The sequence below is a fragment of the Georgenia sp. AZ-5 genome, assembly GCF_043952095.1.
GTDB lineage: Bacteria > Actinomycetota > Actinomycetes > Actinomycetales > Actinomycetaceae > Georgenia.
In genome coordinates this window covers 4,019,555-4,046,075 of record NZ_JBINOU010000001.1, presented here as the reverse complement: position 1 = coordinate 4,046,075, position 26,521 = coordinate 4,019,555, and the positions used below count along the sequence as shown (strand labels likewise).

Sequence of the window (26,521 nt, the reverse complement as noted above, 5' to 3'; positions counted from 1 at the left end):
GAGTCGGCGGCCGGGACGGAGTAGTACGCGCACCGCTCTTGCCGGCGGTGGTGGAGGAGCAGGGGGCCCGGTCATCAAACGCCGGCCGTGTGCCCGGCCCCGTGCCCTGCCCAGGGCACATGCGCCACCACCCCGTGCTCTCGGCACGCCACCCGCGGGGCGCCGGCCATCCCCGCCGTCATTCCGCGGAGCCCTACGCCAACACACCCGCACCGGCCCCGCCACCGCGAGTTGGACAGTCACCACGTCCTCTTTCGGCCGGGATCCGCCCTCTTAAGGCCGCGATGTTTCGGTGTGGGCCGTCGTACCAATCAACGTAGCCGTGCATTGCGCCCCGCCCCGTCGGCCATCACCGTGCGCAGCGGGTACGACGATGCCTTCGGCCACCATGCGCCGGCGGGCCGCGCGTCGGGACCACAGCAGACCCGCGAGTCCGCCGGCCCACAGCAGGCCCTGACTCGCCAGGGCGAGGCGGAAGTCGTCGAGCCGGTAGTGCCCGTCGGGCCGCACGAGGTCGAGGATGAGTCCAATGAGGTAGATCGCCACAAGCGACGAGATGAACCCGCCGACGTTGACCAGGCCGCTGGCCGTGCCCAGGCGCCCCGACGGCACGGACGTGCGGGCGAAGTCGAACCCGACGGCAGACGCCGTGGCCGACAGGGTGAGGACAACGACGAGAAGGACGAGTTGCCACATCGGTCGCGGCGTGTCAGGCACGAGAACCGAGGCGTAGACCCCGACGGTAAGAACGAGGGCCCCGAGAACGAGCCAGGAGCGCTGCGTTGGGTACCGGGCCTGCAATGACCCGGCGACCGGGCCGGTGACGACGCCGGTCAATGCCGCGAGTGTGAGCAGGGCACTGGCGGTCTCGGTGCTTACACCCTGACCCACGCTCAGGAACGGCACGCCCCACAGCAGCATGAACGTGGTTGTCGGGAAGAGGGAGACGAAGTGGGTGAAGAACCCTAACCACATCCCGGGCAGGGTGAGCACCTGCCGCAACGGCTCGGGCCGTGCCAGAGCGGGCGGCCGCCCTGTTCCACGGCCGTCGCAGACGGCAGTGGCGGGCGTCGGCGCGTTTCGGACGACCGCGAGGACGAGAATCGTCGTGAGGACGCCGAGCCCGGCGAGCGAGAGAAACCCCGGCGCCCAGCCCTGCCCGTGCAGAAGGGCCATGAATGGGACCGCTGAGACGATCTGGCCGGTCTGCCCGATGATGCCAGTCATCTGCGTGAGCACCGGCACGTGACGCTCGGGAAACCAGGCCGTGATGAGACGCAGGACCGAGACGAACGCCGTCGCGTCCCCGATCCCGACGAGCACCCGGGCGACCATGGCGAGAGCGAGGGTGTCGACCACCGCGAGCGTCGCCTGAGCCACCGCGAGGACGATCGCACCGGCTGCGATGACGGCTTTGGCACCAAGCCGGTCGAGAAGAAGCCCCGCGGGCACCTGGGCAGTGGCGTACACCGCGAGTTGGACGACGACGAAGAGCGACAGCTCGGCCGCCGAGATGCCGAACCGCTCGGCGGTCTCCAGACCGGCGACGCCGAGGGACGTGCGCGCACTCACGGCAAAGATGTACGCGATGAGCCCAGCCACCCACACGGTCAGGGCGGTCCGCAGGGGGGCCGGGGCGTCGGATGCGCTCTTGCTCACCGGAGCAGTGTCGCTACGGGCCAGCTGACGACGCGCGTACCGCACACCCACCCTCCTTCCCATCGTCGACGCATGGATGACATGTGTGCCGGATCGCCGTCAGGGGACCGCGAGCCATGCGTTCTCCGCTCCGGCGAGATCGACGAGATTCCGCCTCCTCTCGCTACTGCAGGCTCCTGCAGGCGGTCAGCGGCGCGGCATCGCTTCATCGCGCTCCAGGTACTCCGCGAGTCCGAGGGCATTCATCATGTCGAGGTTGGCCGCCAGCCGTGGCGGGTATGCGGTTGTGTGTGCCTCCGAGGATCCGGTGTCCCGCAGTGAGTCGAAGTACTCGACGACGGCCGTCGTCGCGGCCTCGAGCGATGCGAGCGGCATGATGACCAGCGAGACACCGATGTCGAACAGGTCCTGTGCCGTGTGGCCGGCCGGCGGATCGAGCGTCACGACCGGGTGGCCGATGCGCTCGACGAGATCTTCGCAGATGCGCATGCGCTCCGACGGCGTGCGATCGGTGATGGGGCGGCCATCGAGGTTTCTGACCATGGGCAGCACGAGGTCAGCACCGGCGGCGGCGAAGAGTCGGCACCGCTCGACGACCTCGTCCGTGGAGATCTCGTCGGCGTCCGTTCGAGCGATGATCAACATGTCACTCTGCCTCGACTCCGCGGCGATGCGGATGCGGGCGACGGCAGTGTCGCGATCGACGACCTGGCGACCGCCGACGAACGGGCACCTCTTCGGTTCGGCCTGGTCCTCAATCTGGATGGCGGCCGCTCCGGAACGCTCGAGCTCCCTCACGGTCCGGTGCAGGCTGTTGGGTCCGCCGAAGCCGGTGTCGACGTCGCAGATGACTTCGACGCCCGCCGCAGAGTCGATGTGTGAGACATGTGCGGCCAGCTCGGTCATGGTGGCCATGCCCATGTCCGGTGCCGCGAGCTGGGTCGCCTCGAAGGCAAAACCAGAGACATAGATCGTGTTGAATCCCGCGCGACGCGCGAGGACGGCAGTGAGTGCGTCGTGGGCCCCGGGGGCGACGACGCCGCCCTCCTTGAGGCGTGCGCGAAGTGTGCTCATGGACGGTCTCCTTGGTCAGGCGTCGCTTTGACTCGAAGGTTGCACTGTGACGAACGTTATGGTCAACTGTTACACAGTTCACGCATCGTCGCGCAGCCGCCGGGAGGGCACCATGCTTGACCAAGAAGTGCAGGGTATGACAACGACGACCTATCCAGTCCCGTATCCGATGCAGTCGCGGCAGGACCTGATCGTCGCGGGCGCGCTCGAGACCGAGCTCGAGACCCTTCGCCACGAGTACGGACCTGTGGTGCCTGCCGTGATGCCGTTCGGTGAGGGGCGCGCCTGGATCGCCATCGGCTATGCCGAGGTCCAGCAGGTCATGAGCGACGATCGCTTCGTCGTGTGGAAGCACCGCGGAAACAACTACCCGCGCCTCCGGCACAGCGAAGGGCACAAGCCTCCCTTCCGCATGGCGTTCGACAAGATGGACGGCCCGGAGCAGATCGCTCGGCGACGCGTCCTCGCGCGGCACCTGTCCGTGCGCCGGGTGATGAGCATGCGTGATGAGTCCCGAGCGAAGATCGAGCGCTTCCTCGACAACTTCATTGCCATGGGACAGGGTGCGGACCTGATGACGCAGTTCGTCGAGCACGTCCCGCTCTCCGTCATCGCGGACCTTCTCGGCGTCCCCGAGGACGAGACCGACGTCTTCCTCGAGGCCGCGCTCGACCACATGAACGGGCGGATCACCAGCGAGGAACAGGCAAACGCCCACATCACCAAGGTCAACGAGTACTTCGATCGACTGGTCGCGCGCCGACGTGCGGAACCGGGCGACGACCTGATCAGCGCCCTGCTGGGCGACCTCGAGGGCGGCATCTGGGACGACGAGGAGCTGGGCGGCGTGGGGTTCGTGCTCCTGACCGCCGGCCACGACTCCACGGCCTCCATCATCGGCGGCATCCTGTACTGGCTCGCGCACGACCCCGAGCGCTTCCAGTACCTCAAGAACAACCGGGACGTGCTGCCCCGCGCCATCGAGGAGTTCCTGCGTGTGGTGCCCGCCGGAACCGGGACGAGGGTGCGGATTGCCACCGAGGACGTCGAGATCGGGGGCGTCGTGGTCAAGAAGGACGACGGGATCCACCCCGTCGTCCACCCGGCGAACTTCGACGAACGTGTCTTCACCAACCCTCGCGAGCTGGACTTCGACCGCGAGGACGCGCCCCATCTCCGTTTCGGTTTTGGCCCGCACGCCTGCCCGGGCAATCAGCTGGCACGCATGGAGATCCGCGAGGTCCTCGGTGCGGTGCTCGACCGCTTCGCCACTCTTGAAGCGGCCCAGCCGGCCGAGGACTGGCGTGAGCAGATGCTCATGCGTGGACCCAAGGCACTGAAGGTCAACTGGACTCTCGAGGAGCCGCGCTCATGATGAACGACCGCGCTGTCATCGTCGGGGCGGGCGCCGCGGGCCTGGCGACTGCCGAGGCGCTGCGCGATCGTGGATGGACAGGTGAGATCGTCCTTGTCGGCGCCGAGCCCCACCTTCCCTACGACCGGCCGCCGCTGTCCAAGCAGCTGTTGGCGGGCAAAGAAGAGTTCGAGTTCGTCCAGCTCACGACGCACGAAGCCTGCACGAGCCGCGACATCGACCTCCGCCTGGGTGTCGAGGCGACCCGGCTCGACACCCGGAACAAGCTCGTGCACCTGGCGGGCGGCGAAGCGATCGGTTACGACTCGCTGGTGATCGCGACCGGCGTCGATGCGCGCAGGCTCGTGCCCGCGGAGGGGATCGCCGGCGTCGTCACGCTCCGCACCTTCGCGGATGCCATGGACCTCAGGGCGCAGATGGCGCACGGCAAGCACGTGATCATCGTGGGCGCGGGGTTCATCGGCCTGGAGGTTGCGGCGACCGCCATCTCCAAGGGATGCGTCGTCGACGTCGTCGAGCCCACACCCGGCGTGCTCTTCGGGAAGTTCCCGACCGAGCTGGCGCAGAGGATCGAGCGAACCCACCTCATAAAGGGCGTGAGGTTCCACTTCGGACAGGTCGTTGAGGAATGGAACGTGCGCACGGGGCGGATCGAGTCCGTCACCCTGTCAGACGGCGAGACGCTCCGTGCCGATGCCGCCCTGGTGGGGATCGGAACCGCCCCCGCGGTCGGGTGGCTCGATGGGGCGGGCCTTGAGGTCGCGAACGGCATCGTCTGCGACAGCCAGGGACAGGCCGCGCAGGACGTCTACGCCGTCGGTGATGTGGCCAACTGGTTCCATCCCCTGCTGGGCGTGAACCAGCGGATCGAACACCGGCTCAGTGCCGGTGACCAGGCCCAGGTGGTGGCGGCGGTCTTGACCGGCACCGACGTTCCGCACCTGGACCTCCCGTTCTTCTGGACCGATCAGTACGACGAGAAGTGGCAGGCGTACGGCTACGTCCACGGTGACGCCGAACTGGAGGTCGTCCTCGACGACATTGACGCGAACCGGCTCGTGGCGGTGCTCAAGAACAATGGGTACGTGGAAGCGGTGATCGGCAAGAACGCCGCCAAGCAACTCATCCCTTATCGTCGCGACCTCCGGGCCGCGGCGATGCAGAAACTCGTCCGGAACTAGGAGAGAACCCATGAAGCTGACAGTGGACACCGACAAGTGCATCGCGGCCGGCGCCTGCGTGATGGAGGCCATGGAGGTCTTCGACCAGCGCGACGAGGACGGCGTCGTCGTCCTGCTGCAGGAGAACCCGTCCGATGATCTGCTCCCGGCAGTCCGTCGTGCTGTCGCGGCCTGCCCCGCCAAGGCGATCCTGCTGGAGCAGTGACCGGCCCCAACCCGCATCGCTGAAGGAGCAACATGAGTGCACAGGCGACGACGCCTACCGGCCGGATCGCTGTCGTGACCGGAGGAGCCAGCGGCATCGGTCTCGCCACCGTGCGGCGACTCCAAGAGGACGGGCATGCGGTGGTCATCGCGGACCGCTCGGAAGCCGCCCACTCCGTCGCGCAGGAGCTTTCGACGAACGAGGTGCCCGTCCATTCCGAGATCGCGGACCTGGCCTCGCCGGACGACATCGACCGGCTGACCTCGACGATCACCACCACGTACGGCGGGCTCGACATCCTGGTCAACAACGCCGGGATCCACCCCAAGCGGGAGGACGGCAGCCACTTCCCGATCAAGGAGATCTCCCTCGACCAGTGGAACCACGTCATGACCGTCAACCTCACGGCGACCTTCCTGCTGTCGAAGTGGGCCATGGGCGTCATGAAGGAGCGCGGCTGGGGTCGAATCGTCAACGTGTCCTCGCGCGCGGGCAGGATGTACATGCCTATCAGCGGAGCCCACTACGTGGCGAGCAAGGCCGCGGTCATCGGCTTCACACGCACACTGGCGGGCGAGTGCGGGCCCTATGGCGTGACGGCGAACACCGTCGCGCCCGGACGCATCAAGACGCCACTGTCTGACGTGAGCGGCCTCGGTTCGTCCCAGAACCTGCACGAGGTCTTCTCCCAGTCTGTGCCGCTCAGGCGGGTCGGAACCGCAGACGAGCTGGCCGCAGCCGTGTCCTTCCTCGCCTCCGAAGACTCGAGCTTCATCACAGGTGCCGTGCTTGACGTCAACGGCGGCATCTTCGGATGAGTCCGCACCACGAGAGCTAGTTCGCGATGACGCGGCTGCAGACAATGGCATTCACCGGGGCGCTGACGTCGACGATGGGAGTGGCAGCACTCCTGACGGCGGGCGTCAGCGCCTTGGGTCCCGAACTTCGTCAGGACCTCGGGCTGACCCGGGCCGAGTTCGGCCTCTTCGCCGTGGCCGTGTTCCTGACGGCGGCCGCGCTGTCCATCCCCTTCGGACGCCTGGCTGATCGCTCGGCACCCACTGTGGGCATTGCAGTCACATTCGTGCTGGAGGTGGTGGGTGTCGTTGGCGTGGCCGTGTCTCAGTCGTTGGTGGGACTGCTGCTCGCTGCGGCGGCAGGAGGTGGCGCCCTAGCCCTGTCGACGTCGGTGACCAACCGTCTGGTCAGCCAGTACGCCGAGACCACTCGTCGGGGGCGAATGATCGCGACGAAGCAGATGGGCGTCCAGATCGGTCAGATGCTGGCCGGATTCTTGTGCCCCCTCGTCGCAGCGTCCTTCGGTTGGCGCGCCGGGCTCGCAGCCGCGGCCGCCCTCGTCATCGTGACGCTGGTCCCGGTGCTTTCGACCGCCCGCCTCCGACTCGGCGAACCCCCAGCGCCAGATCGCGAAGGCTCCGAGGGCCACCCTGTCGCGCCCGTACGGCCCGACCGTCTCCTCGTGGTGCTGTCGGTCTTCGCCCTGCTGACCGGCATCTGCTTCCAGGCCACCCTGTTCGGCCTTCCGCTGGTGGGTTACGAGACACTGCGGCTCGATGCCCGGACGGCATCCCTGGCGGTCGCCGTCCTCGGGGCCGTCGGATTCGCGACACGGCTGGCCTGGGGCGTCGTCGCCGACAGGTTCGACCGCGTACGCACGGTGATGATCGTGCTCGGCTCGGCGCTCGTTATCGGCGAGGCGATCATCCTTTGGGGGGTAGTCGCGCAGTCCACCTGGGCCTTCTGGGCAGGAGCCGCCGTGATCGGCGCCGGTTTCGCCTTGATCCCTGTGTGCCTGGCAGCCGCGGTACTGCGGTATTTTCCGGTGTCCCGCGTCGGCCTGATCTCGGGCGTGGTCTCCGTCAGCACCTTCGGAGGGTTCGCGGCTGGGCCATTCCTCTTCGGGGTCGCCGTTGACCACGCCGGATATCTCGTCGCCTGGGCGTGCCTGTTGCTGATCTCGCTCGTCGGGAGCCTCGTCCCGTGGCTGATGTCCCGGCATCGACCTACCAGTCCGGAACAAGCCCGGAAACGCGTGTCGGCGGCGGTCGCCTCATGAGACCGACCGCCATCAAAGCGTGACCCCATCGCACCACTCACAAACACCGGGAGTTTGCTCCTCATGTTCCATCTACCACCGCAGGTTGCTCGCAACGACGGGAGAATCAACGTGAAAACCACCGAACTGGACCTTCTGGTCATCGGCGCCGGCATCGCCGGCCTCACGGTGGCCACGTCGGCCGCAGAACTCGGGCTCGACGTCGGACTCATCGAGAAGACCAGTGCCATCGGCGGCTCATCCGCGATGAGTGGGGGGTGGTTCGCCTTCACCGGAACCGCCGAGCAGGAGGCTCGCGGCATTCACGACTCCCTCGACCAGTTCCGTCGGGACCTGCTTGAGGTAGGAGCGCATCGCAACGACCGGGCACTCGTCGATGCCTACCTGGACAACCAGCTGGACACGTACGGCTGGCTCAAGGAGCACGGGGTCGAGTTCGGCGAGGTCGAGATCAGCTCTGGCCAGTCGGCGCCGCGCGGACACAGCACGCGCATCCGTGAGGTCCTCACGTCGCTGCACAAGGACTTCCAGGAGCGCGGAGGCGCGACGTTCTTCAACCATCGAGCGCGTTGGCTGGTCCGCGACGAGGTCAACGGAGTCCGCGGGGTCGAGGTAGACACCCCGGACGGGCCCGTCGTCATGTACGCGCGGCGCGGGGTGGTCATCGCCGCCGGCGGATTCTCGCGGTCCCAGGAGCTCCTGGCCGTATTCGCCCCAGAACAGCTGGCGGCCATTCCTTACGGGGGACTCGGGAACACCGGTGATGGCTTGCGCATGGCGTGGCGAGTCGGCGCGGGACTGGCCGACATGTCCTCGATCTCGGGCACGTACGGATCCCACCCGGAGACGACGGACGACCAGCACGAGCTGCTCACGTCCTTCTACATGGGCGGCATCATCGTCAACTCCCACGGCAAACGATTCATCGACGAGTCGCTCGACTACAAGACCCTCGGCTCGGCAGTCCTCACCCAACCGCAGGGCCTGGCGTTCCAGATCTTCGACGCCTCTGTCCGGGCCAAGTCCCACCGCGGCATCGCGCTCAAGGACATGGACACCCTGGAAGATCTCGGGCACCTCTTCAAGGCCGACACCCTCGAGGACCTTGCCGCCATCGCGGGAATCGAGAGGGACGGCCTCGTGCGGACGGTCGAGCGCTACAACGCGGCCGTCCGCGGTGAATCGGCGGATGAGGTAGGACGAACACACCTGTGCAACGGCGTCGGTGCGCTCATGCCCATCGAGACCGGCCCCTTCTACGCCTACCCGGCGAAGACGCTGATGACCACCACGTACGGCGGCCTGACGATCACGCCCCAGGGCCAGGTCACCGACGTGGCCGGTGAGGTCATCGAGGGGCTCTACGCCGTCGGCGAGGTCACGGGAGGCTTCCACGGGGCGGCCTACATGACGGGGACCTCGCTCGGGAAGGGGGCGGTGTTCGGCAGGATCATCGCCCGGCACATCGCGACGTCGGCCGATGCCGTCGTCGGGTGGGGGAGCGGTGGCCGTGCGATCTAGGACGAACAACATCCTCCAGGCCCTTCGCGACGGCGGGACCGCCCTCGGTGTAAACGTGCAGACCTACAGCCCGGAAATCGTCGAGATGGTGGGATATGCCGGGTACGACCACGTGATGATCGACTGGGAGCACGGCTCGTTCGGGACCGATGCCGTGGTGTCGATGATCCGCGCAGCACAGGTCGCGCACGTCACGCCGATCGTCCGGATCCCCTCGAACGACGAGGTCTGGATCAAGCGTGCCCTCGACGCGGGGGCCCTGGGCGTCGTCGTCCCGCACATCGCCAGCCGAGAGCAGGCGGAGGCGGCCGTGGAGGCAGCCCGCTACGCAGACGACTCGGGGGCGGGATCACGCGGTGCCTGCCCCAGCGTGCGTGCCGCCGAGCACATGGCATCGGACTGGCGCGCCTTCGCCCAGTGGTCCAACGAAAACGTCTTCGTGGCCGTCGCCATCGAGAGCCAGGCCGGTGCCGCGGCGCTGGACGAGATCCTCGGGGTCCCCGGCATCGACGCCGTGTTCCTGGGCACCTTCGACCTCGCCCACGAGATGGGTCACTACGGCGACAACAGGGCTCCCGAGGTTGCTTCGGAGATTGACTCGATCGCCGCCTCGGCGAGACGTGCATCGACGCCCCTGTTCGCGACCCTGTACCGGGGACGCACGCCTGAGGAGTCGCGAGACGAGCTTGACCACTGGACAAACCTGGGCGCCCGAGTGGTCAACACCGTGAGCGACCGGCGGCTCGTCCTCCAGGGGCTGGGGGAGAGGCTCGGCCTGCTACGGGCTGACCGTTCGGCGGTGTCAGGAGTGCCGACGGGCGGCCGTCGCGGTGGCGCAGCTCCGTCGGCGCCGCCAGCCTCTGGGGTACTGTTGAGCAGTACCACACGGAACGGGCATGCATCCACCGACTCGATCAAATGGGAAGGGCGGTCGGATCGCCATGGCAAGAAGAAGCGATAATGTACTGACGGCCGGAAGGCTACAGACCGTCTCAGTTGTGGACGCCTTGGAAGAGAGCCTCCGTTCAGACATCTTCAACGGCAAGATCCCTGCCGGAGAGAAGCTCAAGGAATCCCCCCTGGCCCAGCAGCTCGAGGTGTCTCGGCACACCCTGCGCGCTGCGCTCACGCGCCTCGAGAACGTGGGGCTGCTCCAGTACCGCGAGAACCGCGGATGGTCGGTCCCTGTCTTCGGTCGCGAGGAGTACGCCGACATCCTCCTGCTCCGCGAGAGCCTAGAGGCCTCTGCCTACCGGGTAGCCCTCGCGGAGGGGACGAAGCCAGGCGTTGAGGTGGCCCGGGCGCTCGACCGCATCGTGTCCATGACGGAGGATGACTCGTGGGCGCTTCGAATCGACGCGGACTGCAACCTCCACCAGACGCTGGTGGATATGGCGCACAGCCCCCGGCTGAGCCGTGCCTTCGCCGACATGCTGGACGAGTTTCGCCTGTGCCGACTCCAGTCGATCGACTGGTTGGAGCAGCTGCCCCTCGATGAATGGAAGGCGAAGCACGTGGCGCTGGTCGAGGGACTGCGTGCGGCGGACCTCGAGGCGATCGCGCTGGTGAGCGACCACTTCACGAGCGACCCCTGGAAGTCCCCTCGGCACAAGACGGCATCAGTGACGGGTCGCGCATGACTGGTTCGGCAGGTCTGGGGCACGGCCCTCGAGATCTCGCGTGGGGGATCAAGCCGAGCTTTCTGTCGTACCTGGACGGACTGGGTGACTCGCGCATCGTCACCAACGGCGGTGTACACCCCGGCGAGCCGGGCGATGCCTACGTCTTCCCGTTCGTCGCTCGTACCGAGCTGTCCGGGGGCGGCGTCCGCCTCGAGTTCGGTGGCGACCTCAGGTTGACGGCACACGGCGGCATGCTGCTCGTCATCTTCATGAACCCGTGGCTGACGATGACGCCGGAAGGCGCTGAGCTCAGCGTCGTGGACCTCATGGCGTGGCCAGACACATCGCAACGAGAGACGATCGGCATCTCTGCCGGCGACCATCAAGAGTCGGGGAACGGCGTCCTGGAGGTGCCCCTCAAGCTCGCCGCCAGTGGCGTCGAGACGTTCAACAACGTCTACCCCGCCGGCACGGAACTAGCGCCGGCCAGGCTTCTTCACACTGAGTGATCTCAGCAGCACCTCCTCGAAGAGTGATCTCCGAGCACGTTCCCGCTGCGCCAGGGCACCTTCTCGCCGAGAGAGCCCCGGAGTCGTTACGCGGCAGGTCGACGCAAGCCGTATCTCGGCTCGTCGCGCGGCCGCCCAGGACGGGGCACCGGTTAGGGATTCGATCCCTCGCGACAAGGCTGGAGCGCCCGACCGAATCGTCGAGCGCTCCAAACCGGGCCGTGCGCAGGAGGGCCGGAATGCGGGTTGGTCGCGCCGGCGGATCAGTCCACCAGCTCGAATCGCACGGGCAGAGACTTCAGGCCGCCGACGAAGTTCGTCTGCAGGACCTTGCGGGGACCGATCAGTTCGATGTTCCTGACCCGGGGCAGGAGCTCTTCGAGCAGGATGCGCAGCTCGAGCCGCGCAAGGGGCTGGCCAAGGCAGGCGTGCGGACCATTGCCGAAGGCGATGTGCGGGTTCGGCTTCCGATCGTGGCGGAACTCCTTGGGCACGTCGAAGATGTCTTCGTCGCGGTTCCCGGACTGGAAGAGCAACATTAGCCGGTCGCCCTTGCGAATCTGCTGTCCGCGCAGTTCGTAGTCCAGGGCGGCCTGGTGGACAAAATGCTTGACCGGCGAGGCCCAACGGAGGCCCTCGTTGATGAGCGTAGGGATGAGCGAGAGGTCATCCTGCACTGCCTTGAGCTGGTCTGGGCGCTTGGCCAGCTCCTCGAAGATCGTCGCCGCGGTCGTCGACGTCGTGTCGTGGCCTGCGCCGGAGATCGCGATGTAGTACCCGATGCACGTCTTCATCGGGTAGTAATCGCCGTTGTCCTGGCGGGCGTTTGCGATGAGGCTCGCCAGATTGTCCTGGGGATTCTCCCGAAGGCTCTCGACGAGGCCGACGTAGTAGGCCTCGAAGTCGCGGATGTTCGCCGTGTTCTGCTCAGCCGCCGCCGTAGCGGAATCGGAGCTGATGCCCGGGCGGCGGGACTCGGGGTCATTGACGCCGAAGCGCTCGTGGGCCAGTCGCATGATGTGGGGCTCGTCCTCCTCGGGAACCCCGAAAAGCGTCATGACGACGTGCAAGGGATAGAACCAGGCGAAGTCCCGGGAGAAGTCGATCTCGTTGACGCCGGGCACAAGGTGCCTGGAGATCACCTTGTTGGCCAGCTCCCGGATACGGGCGTCCCACTTCTTCAGCTCCACCGGCCTGAACCAACCCTGAGCGATGTCACGAACGATCGTGTGCTCGGGCGGGTCCATCATCTGGAGGGACTCCAGCGGCCGGAGCGTGCCATGGGTCTTCATCGTCCAGGCGTCGCCGGCCTTCGTGTTGAGGATCGGGTTGTGGGTTCCGGGATTCTCGCTACCGCCGCCGTTGTGGAACACCTCAGGCTGTCGCTCAATCTCGAGGATGTCGGCATGCTTGGTGACCAGCCACAGCGGGTCGTAACCGTCAACCTCGACCTTGGCAAGGGGGGCGTTGTTCCTCAGCCATTCATACGCGCTGAACAGGGCCGTCTCGTCCAGGTGGCCCGTCGGAAGCACGATCTGCCGCGCGATCTCGTCGGGGACACGTGTGTGCGTCTCGGCTTGAGTTGCGGTCACAACTCCTCCTTCGTCAGTTGATTCCAGTGCTCTACCCAGGCCGACCGAACTCGTCGGTACGGAAACGTCTGCCAGGAGATCCTCGTCAAGCTCCTGGTGACGAGCCCCCTCTCGTCGGTGAGCGGTCGTCGCACCAGTGTACGGAGTATCACACCGTCTACGTAGCAGTTGCACTGTGGCACAGTTACACGGCGCAGCGCCAGCCCCACCGCGAAGAAGCTGTTCCTCGCCCCGGGAGACCGCGAGTGGCCCCCGGTCGTCGCTCGGCCGCCGGGCAGCCGGGATGACTAGCATGCTCTGGTTGAGTGAACCGAAGTGTGCGCTCCGGCCGCGAACCCGTCCACGAGAAGAGGTATGACGCGATGGAGCCGAGGAGTCGAGTATCGAGAGTGGCTCCCTCTTTGCTGGAATCCGTGATCGAGGGGAGGGCTAGGGCTCACTCCCTTGAGTGGGGGCTCAAGGAATCTTTCCGGCGCTACTTCGAACGGCTCCCCGACCACGTCTACGGGCTGACCGATGGTGCGGTCCGGAATGCCGCAGGAGAGTTCGGCTTCCCCCACCGACTGGGGTTCGGGCCGGAGGGGGCTGGCGGCACCGTTCTCGCCTTCTCGGGTCGAGTGGCCCTCACCGCGCACTTCGGGGCGCTGTCCGTGGTGATCGCCGACCCAGAAGTCCTGTTCGGCCAGGACGGGAGTGTCACTCTCTCCGCCGCCGTGGACGAAGTTGATGGTCGGGCTGTGCGTATGGACATCGCCGATCTGGCTCTCGAGGTCGGCCGTCTGGGAGCACCTGAGGTCCGCTTCTCTGCGTCGCTGGCTCGCGACGGGCAGTACCTCTTCATGGGTAACTACTTCGCCGGTGACGCACTGGATCCGGTGACCATTCGATTCGCGGATTCCCAGGTGCCGTGACGCGACCACCCTCGGTCGATGGCGCCGTCCGGCCCGGGGCGCCGAGTGACCGGGTCGGCGGGCTCGGACCGGGTAGGCACTCCGGTGCACCCGCAGGCGTCGCACGCACGGTTCGTCGTCGGCGCCACGCGAGAGGCAGATGCGTTCTCTGTTGCCGACCCCGGTTCGGACCTCTGAGCACCGCTGAGTGTGCTTGAAGTCGCGTCGACTCGTCTGTAGGGTGAAGGGCGATGCACTGTTGCACAGTTCGACAAACAGGGATCGACGCTCTATAGGCTGGTGGTCCGACGCCGCTAGCCCGACCCGCTCCACGGTCGAGTCCACAGGCTCGGCAGTCCCATGAAGCATCTCCGATGAGTGGCAACGCCCCGTCGTTGGGCACCGTCACCACCGGCGGTCCGTCGGGCGCAGTACGGCTGCGGCACATTGGGGCTTCCTGCCTTGTGGATCTAGGGGCTGACCAGCCTGGGAAAGTGACGAGGTATGAAGCTCGAAGTGGCGACGATTGAGTATGACCGGCTCTTCATCGGCGGAGAGTGGGTCACTCCCGAGGAATCGTCGTGGATCGACGTCCATTCGCCGGCGACCGAGGAGTACATCGGCCGTGTTCCGGACGGACGGAAGCAGGACATCGACCGAGCGGTCTCCGCCGCCCGAGCTGCGTTCGACGACCCCCGGGGATGGTCTCGGTGGGCACCGCAGGAGCGCGGGGAGGTCCTGCGCCGGTTCGCGCATGCGCTCGAGGCGCGGGGGCCGGAGACCGCGCGCCGGGTGACCGTCCAGAACGGCATGCCGATCTGGCTCTCGGAGAAGTGGGAGACAAGCAACCCGGCCACCCTCCTGCGCTATTTCAGCGACCTGATCGAACGTCAGGGCGATGAGCTTCGCCCGGGCATCAAGGGCAAGCAGACCCTCGTCACTCGTGAGCCCGTCGGGGTCGTCGCGGCCATCGTCCCGTGGAATGTCCCGCAGGGGATCACCTTCCTGAAGCTCGCCCCTGCCCTGGCTGCCGGATGCACAGTCGTCCTGAAGCCCGCGCCTGAGACCGTCCTCGACGCCTTCTTGGTGGCAGAGGCAGCGATCGAGGCAGGACTGCCCGCCGGAGTCCTCAACATCGTTCCCGCCGGCGGAGAGACGAGTGGGTACCTCGTCCAGCATCCCGGCATCGACAAGGTCTCCTTCACCGGGTCACCTGAGGTCGGGCGGATGATCGGCGAGGTGTGCGGAAGGCTCCTGCGACCGGTCACTCTGGAGCTCGGTGGAAAGTCAGCCGCCATCGTTCTCGACGATGCAGACCTGGAGAACAACGTCGAAGCGCTGTTCTCGTCGACGATGATGAACAACGGCCAGGTCTGCTGGCTCTCGACCCGGATCCTGGCGCCGCAGGCGCAGTACGATAAAACCGTTCGGATCGTCTCTGACATGGTGTCCGGCTTGCGAGTGGGGAACCCGCTCGACCGTGAGACGCAGGTTGGCCCTCTGGTCTCGGAGAAGCACCGAGATCGTGTGGAGGGTCTGATCGGCCAGGGGGTCCGCCAGGGCGGTCGGGTCACTGTCGGTGGGCGCCGGCCCGAGGGCTTCGACCGTGGTTGGTACCTCGAGCCGACGGTGTTCGCCAACGTCGGTCGCAAGGACGTCCTGGCTCAGAAGGAGATCTTCGGCCCGGTGCTGACGGTCATCCCTTATGTCGACGAACAGGACGCGATCGGTATCGCCAACGATTCCGATTACGGACTGGCCGGCAGCGTCTGGACCTCAGACGAAGAGCGCGGACTGAGGGTCGCTCGACAGGTGAGGACCGGGACCATCGGTCTCAACGGCTACGCCACGGATCCGGTGGCGCCCTTCGGCGGCGTGAAGTCCAGCGGCTTGGGTCGTGAGCTCGGCCCGGAGGGACTAAGCCACTACCAGGTCCTCAAGTCGATCTTCCTCAACCGGCCGAACGCGTAGCCGGACCGAACCCGTCGCCCCGGCGCGGCGATGCCCGAGCACCCGCGCGTCATCATCCCAGTAGTTCCAGCCCTGCTCATCCCATTCGAGGAGATCTATGAAGGCCGCAGTAGTAAAGTCACCCGGCGCCGGCTTCGTGATCGAGCAGGTTGACCTGGATGCCCCGCATCCCAACGAGGTTCTTATCGACGTCAGAGCCGTAGGACTGTGCCATTCCGATCTGACTCTGGCGAGCTCGGACCTCGGTTTCGCGATGCCTGCCGTGTTCGGGCACGAAGTCGCAGGCGTTGTCGCGGAGGTGGGGGCCAGCGTCCGGTCGATCACGGTCGGCGACCACGTCGTGGGAACGCTCATTCGATTCTGCGGTGAGTGCGAACGCTGCCTGTCAGGACGGTCGTACTACTGCCGGAACTCCCAACGCACGGAACGCTCGACGGGCGACTCGCCTCGGATCAGCGACGCCGACGGGCCGATCAATCAGGCTTTCGGCCTGGGTGGCTTCGCAGAGCAGGCCCTCATACACGAGAACCAGCTGGCCGTGGTCCCGAAGGAGCTCCCGTTCGAGCAGGCCGCCCTCCTGGGCTGCGGGGTGATCACCGGGGCGGGCGCCGTGCTGAACACGGCCGGCGTCGGCCGCGGCGAGACCGTGGTCGTCGTCGGTGCAGGTGGCGTGGGATTGAACGCGATCAGCAGCGCGGTCATCGCTGGCGCGTCCACGATTGTCGCCGTGGACATCTCTCCCGCCAAGCTTGACCGTGCCCTGGAGTTCGGCGCGACGCATACGATCAACTCCGGCGTTGAAGACCCAGTCCAGGGGGTCATGCGGATTATGCCGCAGGGGGCCGACTACGTCTTCGATTTCGTCGGATCGGAACGGGTCGCACAGCAGGGGCTCGAGATGCTCTCCTATGGCGGCGGCCTCTACCTGGTCGGGATCGGGGGCAAGGATGTCTCAATCCACGTCGACGCCATGACCTTCATGCGAAACCGAAACCGACTAGAGAGCGTCTATATGGGGTCGGCGAACCTGAAGGTAGACATCCCCTACTTCGCGAGCCTCGCATCACGCGGACTTCTGCGCCTGGACGAGCTCGTGACCGAGACCATACGTCTCGAGGAGATCAACGAGGGCTACCAGCGCCTGAAGGACGGGTCGGCGGCGCGACTCGTCGTGACCAATCCCAATCCATAAGCGTTTCGACGGCGTTGTCGATCGTCCACGCACTCCCATGAGGTGGGGCGCGAGCCGGCGACCCCGCACACGCGGTCGCTGCGTTCCGACCCGCCCTGGCGTGGCTTCCGTCTCCGGCAGGGACCGGTCATCTGCACGAACGTCGTAAGTGGAGCCGCGCCCGTCGGGAAGTCGGGAAGCCTCCTCCCCTCGCAGGGTGCAACGCAGACGACTCCGGCCGTAGCGAGCAGACGTCCACTGTCACACAGCTCGTTGCGCGGAAGCGAAGGCTGTGTTACACATGTTATCTGCACCACTGTGCAACAGTTCCACTCATGCGGGACAACGCCGCGCTTGGAGGAATCATCCATGAGCCGAGCAGCGAGGCCAGACAATCGTCCGCCCCGCGGCGTCATGGCCGCCTGAGTGAACGCGATACGGGTGCAGCCGCCCGGCTCCGGCCAGCCGGATGACGCCATCGCCCTTGGCGCGCATCCCGGTTCCCCGCGAGAGCGCTACGACTAGCGCCGACATACGAAGTCTCACCGAACAACCGCTCGTGCTTCGTTCCAGATTCCAGGCTCATCACGCTTTCAAAGGAGAAAACATGAGCTCTGCCATTGCGGACAGCGCGGATCGCGCTGTCGTCAACAAGGTCCTGTGGCGCATCATGCCATTCATCGGGCTGCTGTACTTCATCTCCTTCGTCGACCGGATCGCCATCAGCTTCGCCGGACCTCACGGCATGACGGACGACCTCGAGATGACCGCCACCGCCTTCGGGTTGGCCTCCGGGATCTTCTTCGCCGGATACATCCTGCTCGAGGTGCCCAGCAACATCGCCCTCGGAAAGTTCGGTGCGCGCGCTTGGCTGGCGCGGATCATCGTCACCTGGGGCATCGTCCAGGCTCTCATGGCCTTCGTGCCTTCAGCCGGGTGGCTCGTCGGGGCCCGCTTCCTCCTCGGTGTCGCCGAGGCCGGATTCGCCCCCGGTGTGTTGGTCTACCTCATGTATTGGATTCCTAAGAGCCGCCGAGTCTGGGCGTTCTCCCTGTTTCTCCTCGTGCCGTTCGTGACCAACACGATCGGCGGCCCCCTCATGTCGTGGCTGACGACTGCTTCAAATGACCTGATCCCCGGTCTCGCGGGCTGGCGCACCATGATCCTGATCACCGGCGTCGCAGCGATCCTCGCGGGTATCGCCGCGTGGTTCGTGCTCCTGGATTCCCCCCAGCAGGCCCGCTGGCTCAGCGCGCGCGAGCGAACGATCCTGCTCGATGCGATCGCACGTGAAGAAGATGTCGCTTCCGACTCGAGCCATCGCGCCCTGGCGGGTTTGAAGAACCCCAAGGTTCTTCTCCTGTCGCTGGCGTTCTTTGCGCTTCCGTTCGGGGTTTTCAGCCTGACCTTCTTCCTGCCCACGATCGTCGCGGGCTTCGAGGCCCGGTTCGGCACCGACTTGTCCGGGGGCGCCCAGGCCGGCCTGAACGCGATCCCGTGGGTCTGCGCCATCATCGGCGCGCTCCTCCTGTCGACACTGGCAGACCGGACCGGCCGCCCTGGGACCGTCACGCTGCTAGCCGGCACCATCGGTGCCGTCGGCGCCATCGGCGCGGCCCTCGTCGACAACCCCTATGCGCTCATCGCGATGCTGTCCATCACCGCGTTCGGGTTGTCCGCGATCGCGCCGACCATCTTCGCGATCGTTCCCAAGGTCGTCGCCGGCGTGGCTGCTGCTGCCGCAACCGCCCTGGTGAACAGCCTCGGCAGCATCGGGGGCTTCGTCGGCCCCTATCTGACCGGCTTCGTCACAGACCTCACCGGCACCCAAGACGTGACCTACTTCGTCATGGCCGGCCTTCTGGTCCTGGCCGGCGTCATCGCTATGAGCATCGACAACCACCACCGGCGCACATCCCCGCGGCAGCCTTCGGTGGCTCTCGCTCGATGAAACCGTGCGGGCGGGAGTGGGATCGTCTGAGCCCGTGCTGCCGGCGCTTGGTCTCGCGAATCGTGAACAGGTGGCTCCTCGATGGGTGTCCGGACCACCCCCGGCGGGGAGGTTTCCTTGCCGAGCCGCCTGCCAGTAGCGGCGATGGGCTCACGGCCGATTCCCACTGCCGGTCTCGGGCATGGCCACGACGCGGACCTGGCGAAATTCCGCCTGGACGCGCGCCCGTCAGCGCAAACAGGGGGAGCGAGCGGAAGAGGCCGGTGAAGGAGCACCCCGAGGCGCTCTCGCGCCGCCAGCTGCTCGCCCGGCAGGAGTCATCCCCCACGTTCGTTCGATGCTCGGAGCGAAACTACTTCCAACAACTGAAGGGAATGTGATCGAGAAATGGCCATCGTGCAGCAATCTGCGGTCGCGATCCGCGAGAGCGGCATCTACATCGACGGCGGATGGACCTCGCCGTCGGACCACACCCTCGTCGACGTGGAGAACCCAGCGACTGAGGAGATCATCGCGCGGGTTCCGGCGGCGACGAGTGCCGACGTCGCCAGGGCGGTGACCGCTGCCCGCCGGGCACACGACGAGGGGGGCTGGGGCAGGACTACCCCGGCCGAGCGCCGCGAGGTGCTCCAGCGCTTCGCCGAAATCATGGACAGGCGCAAGGACGAACTGGTCGAGATGAACGTCGCCGAATGCGGTTCAGTGCGCTGGTTCGCCGAGGCCGGCCAGGTAGGAGGGGCAATCGCCCACCTGAGATCGACGATCGACGCGATGGCATCATTTGCATGGGAGCAGCCTTCGCAGCCGCACTTCGGCAACGGCATCGGTCAGGGCCTGGTCGTCCGCGAGAGCTACGGAGTCGTTGCGCTCATCAGCGCCTACAACTTCCCGCTGTGGCTCAATATGACCAAGCTCGCTCCCGCACTTGCTGCCGGATGCACCGTCGTCCTCAAGCCGGCGACCACGACGCCGCTCGAGGGCCTCGTCCTCGCCGAGATCGGGGAGGAAGCTGGCCTGCCGCCGGGGGTGCTCAACGTCATTACCGGCGACCGAGTGCCGACGCAGGCGCTGGTCAATCACCCCGATGTCGACATGGTCAGCTTCACCGGGTCCGATGCCGTGGGAACCCAGATCTACCAGCAGGCTGCAGCATCGCTGAAGAAGGTGGTACTCGAACTCGGAGGCAAGAGCGCCAACATCGTCACCGAGGACGCCGATCTCGATGCCGTCGCCACCGAGGTCGTCACGCACACGATCATCCAGGCCGGGCAGGGCTGCTCACTGCTCACCCGCACCCTCGTGCACCGCTCACGACAGAGCGAACTGGTCGAGAAGATCGCCGCAGGCCTCGAAGCCGTGCGGGTCGGCGACCCCTCGGACCCCGCCACCCAGATGGGGCCGCTCATCTCCGCAGCGCAGCGGCACAAGGTCGAGGACATGATCGCAGCGGGCAAGGAAGCCGGGGCCACGCTCGTCACCGGCGGCGGACGACCGGCCGGACTCGAACGCGGCTACTTCATCGAGCCGACGCTGTTCACCGATGTCGAGAACACCATGCGCATCGCCCGTGAGGAAATTTTCGGCCCGGTCAACGTCGTCATCGGCTTCGACACCGACGACGAGGCGGTCGCACTTGCCAACGACAACCCGTACGGACTGTCCGGCGCCGTACACGCGCACGACCCGGTGCGGGCCTACAGCATCGCGCGACGCCTGCGCACTGGCGCCGTCATCATCAACGGAGGTGGCGGCGCCTTCCCCGATATCAGCATGCCGTTCGGCGGATACAAGGCCAGCGGACTGGGACGGGAATACGGAGCCTGGGGCATCGACGAGTACTTGCAGACGAAGTCCATCGGCTGGGGCGTCGGACGCGGATAAACACGTAGTTGAGATCCAGCGACGGCAGAACCCAACGAGAAGCAAAGAGGCGCACACAGTGTCAGTTACAACCAACGGTTACGACTACATCGTCGTCGGAGCAGGCTCCGCCGGAGCCATTGTCGCCACGCGGCTCTCCGAAGACCCCAACACCAATGTCCTCCTGCTCGAGGCGGGCCCGAAGGACACGAGCCTCTGGTCCCGGATCCCCTTGGGATTCGCCAAGATCCTCTTCAACGCCAAGTACATGTGGTACGACCACGAAACGCAGCCAGAACCGCACCTGAACAACAAGAAGTACGCGCTGCCGCACGGCAAGCTCGTGGGTGGCTCGAGCGCGATCAACGGCCTGGTCCACGTGCGCGGTACTCCGCTGGACTACGACACTTGGGAGGCGCAGGGGGCGGAGGGCTGGGGCTACAAGGACGTGCTGCCCTACTTCAAGAGGTCCGAGCGCGATCACCGAGGTGCTGGGGAGTACCACGGCGGGGACGGTCCGCTGGGCATCGAACTGGCCCGGTGGCAGAACCCGCTGGCGGAGTCGTTCATCGACGCCGCCACGTCCAGCCTCGGCATCCCGCGGAACTCCGACTTCAACCGGCCCGACATCGAAGGTGCCGGGTACTGGGATCTGGCGACGTGGAACGGTCGTCGGTCCTCGACCTCGCTGAATTACCTCCACCCCAACCGGAAGCGGGCAAACCTCAGGGTCCTCCCCGGCGCGTTCGTCACGAAGATCGAGTTCGACGGCACGACCGCTTCGGGCGTGATCTACGAGCGCAACGGCAAGAGCTACCGGGTCAGAGCCAGGCGCGAGATCATCCTGAGCGCCGGGGCTTTGCAGACTCCGCAGCTCTTGCAGGTCTCCGGGATCGGCCCCGGGGAGCTGCTCAGGGAGCACGGGATCGAGGTGCTCCAGGACGTGCCAGGCGTCGGCGAGAACCTCATGGACCATGTTCAGGTCGGACGCAAGTACATGACCTCGAGCCCGTGGACGCTGAACCGCAAGGCCGGCAACATCTTCAAACAGGCGCTGACCGGTCTCGGTTACTTCGCCGGCAAGCGCAACGGGCCGCTGACGATCGGCGCCTCCCTCGGCGGCGCCTACATCAAGACTCGACCGGACGTCGAGGCCCCCGATCTGCACCTGCACTATCTGCCGTTCATGCCCGCCGACGCCGGCTGGGGCCTGGCGAACTTCTCCGGGTTCCGCCTGGGCATGTACCAGAACCGGCCCCTCAGCCGCGGGCGTATGCAGATCACGTCAGCGGACCCCAGGCAGAGCCCGTCCTTCGTGTTCAACCACCTGGCCGAGGAGGAGGACGTCCGCACCATCCTCGCCGGCATGAAGATCGCCAAACAGATCGCCGACGCCATGCCCGCGCGTCTTGAGGTACAGGAGATCGCACCCGGTCCGGAAGGCGACGCCGACGAAGGGCTCCTCGAATACATCCGCACTTCGGCCGATACCGGGTTCCACTACTCGGGAACGGCCCGGATGGGCACCGACGAGCTCGCTGTCGTCGACCCCCAGCTGCGGGTTCACGGCGTGCAGGGCCTCAGAGTGATCGACGCGTCCGTGATGCCGACGATCGTGTCGGGCAACATCAATGCTGCCGTCGTGATGATCGGTGAGAAGGGGGCAGACCTGGTCAAGGCCGGCTAGGGCACCGGCTGAGCTGTTCCGCTCTTGCAGGGCCGTAACCAGGGCGCGCAGGCGGGGGCGGGTGGGTGTGTGGCTACCACCCGTCCCCATGGCCGACGGTGAACCCAAATCGTCGGCGGACGAATTCGTGCCACGGTTGTGCCACGGATCGGCTCCTCTGCCACGGTTCTGCCACGCGAGCGAGCATGAACGCGCGGCGATTGCGCATCGTCGCGTACGTCAGCCACGCCCAGCACTACCCTGAGAGCCCCGTCATGATCGAGGCCGGAACCAACTAACCGAGCCTCCACCCAACCCGGGGCGCTTCACCCACCGTCGAGGGACGATCTCCCTCGGATCCTGTCCGTGCCTTGCAGCACGCGTCTCTACCGTGGCTCTGTGTACCGGCGCAGCCCTGATGAAGGGGTCAGGAGCGACCCGGAGCCTCACGTGCTTGGCCCCCAGAAGCTCAGTGAGACCACACACCGTTCTTCGGCTCCTACGGCGATCCGACGTCCCGACTCGGGACAACTAGGAGATGGGATTCCACGCGAGTTCCACGCGTGAGCGCCGATTCCACGCGAGTTCCACGCATCTCGAGCCATCAGATGACGGCGGTTGACCACGGTTGCGACGCGGTGTGACCCTGGAGTCCGCGCGCTGAGAACCGTTGGTATTGCACCGTTTGTAGAGGTCAGGACGTCTCAGCGAGCGTTCGAGACAACGGACTCCGGGGAGTGCCGGGACTTGTGAGCCTCCGGGAGAAGGTCGGGGGTTCGAATCCCCCTAGCTCCCACCCCCTAGCTCCACCGCATGGGCGCTGACATGCGATTACGCATGCAGTGCCCGTTCGTTCGTCCCGAACTCGTTCGCAACTTGCCGGGGCCCGGCTCCACGGTGGTTCAAGTCTGCCCACGTGGACTCGCCATCGCCATCGCCATCGCCATCGCCATCGCCACCGCCCTGAAGCGGCAGGGCTGGGACGCCGGCGACCTCGACCTCATCGAGATCAACGAGGCCTTCGGCGCCGTCGTCGCCCAGTCCACCGCCGAGCTCGGCGTCGACCCGGCCAAGGTCAACCCACACGGCGGCGGCATCGCCATCGGCCACCCCATCGGCGCCTCCGGCGCCCGCCTCGTGGTCCACGCCGCCCACCAGCTCGCCTCCGACGGCATCCAGCGCGCCGCCGTCGCCCTGTGCGGCGGCGGCGGCCAACGCGAGGCGCTCCCCTTGGAAGTCTGAGGCGGTCAGCTACGCCCCTTTGCGCCTGCTGCATGCGTTACCCTGTCCGACCTGGGCGAGTTCCTCGCCAGCCTGAAGGACGAGCGGGGGCCCGTACAAATGACTGGGCTGGGGGGGGGGCGCGGCATCGACAGCAGTGGGGGGCATCGATCGTGGAGACTGGAAGACCCCACGAAAACCCCGCATAAACACCAATCGTCGGCGCTCGACGCCGCAAATCGATGCGTGATGTACCTGGCTCGAATCAAAGGCGAAACCGCAGGTGTTGAGCGGTTTCGCTAGACATGACGCGTCGTTGCGCGAGGTCGGAGGGCCAGCCCCATTTGAACAAGGGGTCGCAGGTTTGAATCCTGTCAGCCCGACTACATCCGCCGCAACGAGATGGTGAAACCCGTCACGGCCGAGATGCTCGACCGTGCGTTCCCGGCTCGCCCCTGACGCCTCCGCTGTCCCTCAGGGGGTCATCGAGACCGGTCGGGCGCAGGCCACCGGCGGAGCGTGCCCGACAGGCGACTAGGGCGTGTCTCTTAATGCGTTGAGCCAGATGGTGATCGCTCGCAGGACGACGCCGCCGCGGTAGGTCAGCGCGAGCTTGTCGTAGCGGGTGGCCAGGGCGCGCCACTGCTTGAAGACGTTGAAGGAGCGTTCGACGACGTTGCGCCGCTTGTAGGCCTCGGTGTCGTAGGTGACGGGCCGGCCGCCCTTGGAACCGCGGCGCTTGCGGTTGGCGACCTGGTCGGAGCGTTCGGGGATGACGGCCTGGATGCCGCGCCGGCGCAGCAGCGCCCGGTTCGCCCGGGAGGAGTAGGCCTTGTCGGCCAGCGCCCGCACCGGCGTGGTCCGGGCCCGCCCAGGACCCAGCCGGGGCACGCGCACAGAGTTCATCAGGTGGACGAACATCGGCGAGTCCCCGCCCTGCCCTGGCCCGAGCACCATCACCAGCGGGCGCATGTTGCCGTCGCAGACGTGGTGGATCTTCGTGCTCAGTCCGCCGCGGGAGCGGCCGATGGCGTGGTCAAGCGGCTCCTCGCCGGGTTTCATGTAATTCGACAGCTCCCCCTGTGTCCCTCGGCAGGTTCGTGGCGTGCTGGTGGGCACGGTTGATCGTGGAGTCCACCGACACCTCCCAGTCGATCAGCCCGGCCGCATCCGCCTGCGCGAGCAGGGCGGTGAGGATCTTGTCCCACGTCCCATCGCCGCTGAAGCGGCGGTGCCGCTTCCACACCGTCTGCCACGGCCCGAAGCACTCGGGCAGGTCCCGCCAGGCGATCCCGGTGCGGTAGCGGTAGACGATGCCCTCCACCACCGCCCGGTGGTCCCGGAACCGCCGTCCCCGACGGCCCTCCGAGGACGGCATCAACGGCTCGATCAACTCCCACTGGGCATCCGTCAGCACGGCATAACGTGACACCACCGCAGCGTTTCAGCCCAACGGCTCGACTATTGGGAGACACGCCCTAGATGCGCACCGGCTAGGGTGACATCAGTGCGGATGAAGGTCCCGCCGTCGGCCGCCACTGAGAACGACATGGTGGCCCCGACATCCCTTCCGGCGCAGTCGACGGCCTCCTCAGACCGGAACGGCCGTGCTGGCTTCGTCGCCCGTGTGGGCGTAGTCCTCCTCGATGGCTGAGGTGACGGCGCCCGGTGGCCCGCCAGGCCGGTTGAGGTCGGTGGCCAGCTGGGGGTACTTGTCGTGGCCGTGCAGGTAGAGCACCACGGTGTTGATCACCGCGGCGACGGGCACGGCGAAGAGGGCGCCGAGGATGCCGGCGATGCCGGTGCCGGCGGTCACGGCGAGCAGGATCGCGATCGGGTGCACCGCGAGGGCGTTGCTCTGCAGCCAGGGCTGGAGCAGGTTGCCCTCGATCTGCTGCACGGCCAGCACGATGGCCAGCATGATCAGCGCCGTGACGAGGCCCTGGTCCACGAGTGCAACGAGCACCGCCACCGTCCCGGAGAGCAGCGCGCCGACGATGGGGATGAAGGCGCCGAGGAACACCAGCACGCCGATCGGCAGGGCGAGCGGGACGCCGAGGATGGCGGCGCCCAGGGCGATGCCCACGGCGTCGACGAAGGCGACGAGGATCTGGGTTCGCGTGTAGCCGCCCAGGGTCACCCAGGCCCGGATGCCGGACTCGTTGATGCTCTCGCGGGCCGTGCGCGGGGCCAGCCGGACGAACCACTGCCAGATCTGGCGTCCCTCCTTGAGGAAGAAGAACAGGCAGAACAGCGCGATGAGGGCGCCGGTGATGACCGTCGTCACCGAGCCGGTCACGTTGGCGACGCCGGAGACCAGCACGTCGGAGTTCGCCTGAACCTGGTCGGTGAGCTGGCCCATCCACTGGTCGATCTGGTCCTGCGGGATGGCCAGCGGCCCCTCGGCCAGCCAGGCCGTGAGCTCGCCGAAGCCCTGCACCGCCCGGTCGGCCAGCTGGCCGAAGCCGTGGTAGATCGAGCGCCCGGCCAGCGTGAGCAGCCCGCCGATGAACATGACCGCCGCGAGGATCGCGGTCAGGGAGGCCAGCGCCTGCGGGAAGTGCAGCCTGCGGCGCAGCCAGGCCGAAAAGGGTTCCAGCAGCGTAGCGATGAGCAGCGCGGCTAGGAAGGAGACCACGACCGTCTTGAAGGTGACGACGGCGTAGACGAGCGTCGCGCCGGCGGCGACGATGACCAGGACGCGCCACGACCAGGCCGCCACGGCCCGCACCGACCAGGGCACCGCCTCCGCCGGGTCGGTACGGGTGGGGGCCGCGACGGCGGCGCGCCCCGCGCCGCGGGAGCGGACCGTGTCGCCCTGCAGGGGCTGCTGGCGCGAGGCACTCAGGCGGGCGAGCCAGGAGGCGCTGAGGTCGGGCATGTCCCTCGATCGGTTGGTGGAGCACGGAAAAGCTTCAGCAGCGAGCGCGCGGTAGTGCGCGCCCAGCCGGGATCGACTAGTACGTGAGCGATGCG

20 protein-coding genes and 1 pseudogene are annotated in these 26,521 nt (G+C 66.8%); 16 read left to right on the top strand and 5 right to left on the bottom strand.

Going from position 1 to position 26,521, the window contains the following annotated elements:
* Window positions 1-273: 273 nt before the first annotated feature.
* Together ACF0H8_RS18730 and ACF0H8_RS18725 are read right to left on the bottom strand one after the other, a co-directional pair.
* Complete coding sequence (locus tag ACF0H8_RS18730; RefSeq protein ID WP_395290366.1) at window positions 274-1,704, bottom strand: nitrate/nitrite transporter; 1,431 nt, start codon at window positions 1,702-1,704, stop codon at window positions 274-276.
* 141 nt (window positions 1,705-1,845) lie between these two features.
* Entirely contained in the window at window positions 1,846-2,733 is an 888-nt protein-coding gene (locus ACF0H8_RS18725; protein ID WP_395290365.1) for an oxaloacetate decarboxylase, read from the bottom strand.
* A 136-nt stretch (window positions 2,734-2,869) separates the two neighbouring features.
* Here ACF0H8_RS18725 and ACF0H8_RS18720 point away from each other — a divergent pair, with 136 nt between their 5' ends.
* From ACF0H8_RS18720 to ACF0H8_RS18680, 9 genes are all read left to right on the top strand, one after another.
* Window positions 2,870-4,108 carry a cytochrome P450 gene (locus tag ACF0H8_RS18720; protein WP_395290364.1) on the top strand — a complete coding sequence of 413 codons (1,239 nt, stop codon included), beginning with the start codon at window positions 2,870-2,872 and terminating at the stop codon, window positions 4,106-4,108.
* A complete protein-coding gene (locus ACF0H8_RS18715; RefSeq protein WP_395290363.1) occupies window positions 4,105-5,289 on the top strand; it encodes an NAD(P)/FAD-dependent oxidoreductase in 1,185 nt (394 codons plus the stop codon). Before ACF0H8_RS18720 ends, ACF0H8_RS18715 begins: the two co-directional genes overlap by 4 nt.
* A gap of 10 nt (window positions 5,290-5,299) precedes the next feature.
* The gene (locus ACF0H8_RS18710) at window positions 5,300-5,494 is read left to right on the top strand and encodes a ferredoxin (RefSeq protein WP_395290362.1); all 195 of its coding nucleotides are present in this window, start codon (window positions 5,300-5,302) and stop codon (window positions 5,492-5,494) included.
* A 32-nt stretch (window positions 5,495-5,526) separates the two neighbouring features.
* The gene (locus ACF0H8_RS18705) at window positions 5,527-6,312 is read left to right on the top strand and encodes an SDR family NAD(P)-dependent oxidoreductase (protein WP_395290361.1); all 786 of its coding nucleotides are present in this window, start codon (window positions 5,527-5,529) and stop codon (window positions 6,310-6,312) included.
* A gap of 26 nt (window positions 6,313-6,338) precedes the next feature.
* Complete coding sequence (locus tag ACF0H8_RS18700; protein WP_395290360.1) at window positions 6,339-7,571, top strand: nitrate/nitrite transporter; 1,233 nt, start codon at window positions 6,339-6,341, stop codon at window positions 7,569-7,571.
* Between the two features lie 111 nt (window positions 7,572-7,682).
* Entirely contained in the window at window positions 7,683-9,092 is a 1,410-nt protein-coding gene (locus tag ACF0H8_RS18695) for an FAD-dependent oxidoreductase (protein WP_395290359.1), read from the top strand.
* Window positions 9,093-9,147: 55 nt separating this feature from the next.
* On the top strand, window positions 9,148-10,053 hold the full coding sequence (locus tag ACF0H8_RS18690) for an HpcH/HpaI aldolase/citrate lyase family protein (protein WP_395290358.1): 906 nt from the start codon (window positions 9,148-9,150) through the stop codon (window positions 10,051-10,053).
* A 37-nt stretch (window positions 10,054-10,090) separates the two neighbouring features.
* The gene (locus ACF0H8_RS18685; RefSeq protein ID WP_395290357.1) at window positions 10,091-10,732 is read left to right on the top strand and encodes a GntR family transcriptional regulator; all 642 of its coding nucleotides are present in this window, start codon (window positions 10,091-10,093) and stop codon (window positions 10,730-10,732) included.
* A complete protein-coding gene (locus tag ACF0H8_RS18680; RefSeq protein ID WP_395290356.1) occupies window positions 10,729-11,223 on the top strand; it encodes an HtaA domain-containing protein in 495 nt (164 codons plus the stop codon). The genes ACF0H8_RS18685 and ACF0H8_RS18680 overlap by 4 nt, the downstream gene beginning before the upstream one ends.
* A 263-nt stretch (window positions 11,224-11,486) precedes the next feature.
* On the opposite strand, the gene ACF0H8_RS18675 is transcribed toward ACF0H8_RS18680, so the two are convergent.
* On the bottom strand, window positions 11,487-12,815 hold the full coding sequence (locus tag ACF0H8_RS18675; protein ID WP_395290355.1) for a cytochrome P450: 1,329 nt from the start codon (window positions 12,813-12,815) through the stop codon (window positions 11,487-11,489).
* A gap of 413 nt (window positions 12,816-13,228) precedes the next feature.
* On the opposite strand from ACF0H8_RS18675, the gene ACF0H8_RS18670 reads away from it, so the two are divergent.
* The 7 genes and pseudogenes from ACF0H8_RS18670 to ACF0H8_RS18640 form a co-directional block, all read left to right on the top strand.
* Window positions 13,229-13,726, top strand: coding sequence for an HtaA domain-containing protein (locus ACF0H8_RS18670; RefSeq protein WP_395290354.1), 498 nt, complete (start codon window positions 13,229-13,231; stop codon window positions 13,724-13,726).
* Between the two features lie 483 nt (window positions 13,727-14,209).
* Window positions 14,210-15,676 carry an aldehyde dehydrogenase gene (locus tag ACF0H8_RS18665; protein WP_395290353.1) on the top strand — a complete coding sequence of 489 codons (1,467 nt, stop codon included), beginning with the start codon at window positions 14,210-14,212 and terminating at the stop codon, window positions 15,674-15,676.
* A gap of 97 nt (window positions 15,677-15,773) precedes the next feature.
* Window positions 15,774-16,868, top strand: coding sequence for a zinc-binding dehydrogenase (locus ACF0H8_RS18660; RefSeq protein ID WP_395290352.1), 1,095 nt, complete (start codon window positions 15,774-15,776; stop codon window positions 16,866-16,868).
* A gap of 586 nt (window positions 16,869-17,454) precedes the next feature.
* The gene (locus ACF0H8_RS18655) at window positions 17,455-18,798 is read left to right on the top strand and encodes an MFS transporter (RefSeq protein ID WP_395290351.1); all 1,344 of its coding nucleotides are present in this window, start codon (window positions 17,455-17,457) and stop codon (window positions 18,796-18,798) included.
* A gap of 387 nt (window positions 18,799-19,185) precedes the next feature.
* Entirely contained in the window at window positions 19,186-20,679 is a 1,494-nt protein-coding gene (locus ACF0H8_RS18650) for an aldehyde dehydrogenase family protein (protein WP_395290350.1), read from the top strand.
* A gap of 58 nt (window positions 20,680-20,737) precedes the next feature.
* A complete protein-coding gene (locus tag ACF0H8_RS18645; protein WP_395290349.1) occupies window positions 20,738-22,345 on the top strand; it encodes a GMC family oxidoreductase in 1,608 nt (535 codons plus the stop codon).
* 921 nt (window positions 22,346-23,266) lie between these two features.
* Window positions 23,267-23,566, top strand: a pseudogene (locus ACF0H8_RS18640) (acetyl-CoA C-acyltransferase); the annotation flags it as partial.
* A 513-nt stretch (window positions 23,567-24,079) separates the two neighbouring features.
* Here ACF0H8_RS18640 and ACF0H8_RS18635 read toward each other — a convergent pair.
* Window positions 24,080-24,977 (bottom strand): IS5 family transposase gene (locus ACF0H8_RS18635; RefSeq protein ID WP_395290931.1). Its coding sequence is split into 2 segments (ribosomal slippage): window positions 24,080-24,640 and window positions 24,642-24,977, totalling 897 coding nucleotides; the frame shifts between segments, so codons are not numbered across the junction.
* A 159-nt stretch (window positions 24,978-25,136) separates the two neighbouring features.
* Window positions 25,137-26,426 (bottom strand): AI-2E family transporter, encoded by a 1,290-nt coding sequence (locus tag ACF0H8_RS18630; RefSeq protein WP_395290348.1) that lies wholly within the window; start codon window positions 26,424-26,426, stop codon window positions 25,137-25,139.
* Between the last annotated feature and the right edge of the window lie 95 nt (window positions 26,427-26,521).